1 protein-coding gene is annotated in these 1,440 nt (G+C 68.1%); it reads left to right on the top strand.

All coding sequences use genetic code 11. The annotated features are described in order from the left end of the window. Window positions 1–161: 161 nt before the first annotated feature. Window positions 162–1,370 (top strand): IS256 family transposase, encoded by a 1,209-nt coding sequence (locus tag BLR95_RS15390; protein WP_092622148.1) that lies wholly within the window; start codon window positions 162–164, stop codon window positions 1,368–1,370. Window positions 1,371–1,440 lie beyond the last annotated feature (70 nt).

Below are 1,440 nucleotides of genomic sequence, written 5' to 3' on the forward strand. Positions count from 1 at the left end.
GGTCACGTCCCGTTGCGTGGTGTAGGAGCTGTGGTTAAGGGGTCCGCCGCCGCGCCCGCCAGGGAGCCGGCGGCGGCGGGCCGCTTATCCACAGCGGTGGTCATCGCGGATATTCGGTAAGGTTTTGTCGCCAAACGAAACCACACACACGGAGACCCGCGATGACCGACGACAGAATGGCCCTTCAGTCCCTGCTCGCCAAGACCCCCGATGCCGATCTGTTGCGCGAGATGATCGGTTTCGCCGCCCAGCGGCTGATGGAGCTGGAGGTCGAGGCCAGGACCGGCGTCGCCCACGGCGAACGCAACCCGGCCGACCGCCTGACCCAACGCAACGGCTACCGGGACCGCGCGTGGGAGACCCGCGCCGGCAGCGTCGATCTGCGCATCCCCAAGCTGCGCCAGGGCAGCTACTTCCCGAGCTTCCTGGAACCGCGCCGGGCCGCCGAGAAGGCGCTCACCGCGGTCATCCAGGAATGCTACATCAACGGGGTCTCGACCCGTTCGGTCGATGCGCTGGTCCAGGCCATGGGCATGAGCGGCATCTCCAAGAGCCAGGTCAGCCGCCTGTGCGAGGACATCGATGTCCGCGTCAAGGCGTTCCTGACCCGCCCGCTGGAGGGCGACTGGCCCTATCTCTGGCTCGACGCGACCTACCTGAAGGTCCGCGAGCCGGACCAGGGCCGCTATGTCGACGTGGCCGTCGTCATCGCCATCGCCGTCAATGGAGACGGCCGCCGGCAGGTGCTGGGCATGGACATCGGCGCCTCCGAGGCCGAGACCTTCTGGGTGGAGTTCCTGCGCAAACTGCGGCGCCGGGGGCTCGCCGGCGTCAAGCTGGTCGTCTCCGACGCCCATGAGGGCCTCAAGGCCGCCGTCGCCAAGGTGCTGGGCGCCACCTGGCAGCGCTGCCGCGTCCACTTCATGCGCAACGTCCTGGCCCATGCCGGCAAGCAGGGTCGGCGCCTCGTCGCCGCCTTCATCGCCACCGCCTTCGCTCAACCAAACGCCAACGCGGCCAAGGCCCAGTGGCGTCAGGTCGCCGATCAGGTCCGGCCCAAGGTCCCGAAGCTGGCCGCCATGATGGACGACGCCGAGACTGACGTGCTGGCCTACATGACCTTCCCGAAGGAGCATTGGACCAAGCTGCACTCGACCAACCCCATCGAGCGCCTCAACGGCGAGATCAAGCGCAGGACCCGGGTCGTCGGCGTCTTCCCCAACGAGGACGCCATCACCCGTCTGGTCGGCGCAATCCTGATGGAGCAGAACGACGAATGGGCGGTCCAGCGCGCCCGATACATGACGCTGGAAACAATCGCCACGGTGAGCGACGATACCGTCACGCCGCTGCTCTCCGCGGCACAGTAGCCACTCGGCCAAACCCGGCCGGAGACCGCGACGCCGCCCGCGCTGCTACACCACCTCCAGGGACGCGATC

Source organism: Roseospirillum parvum (assembly GCF_900100455.1).
Lineage (GTDB): Bacteria > Pseudomonadota > Alphaproteobacteria > Rhodospirillales > Rhodospirillaceae > Roseospirillum > Roseospirillum parvum.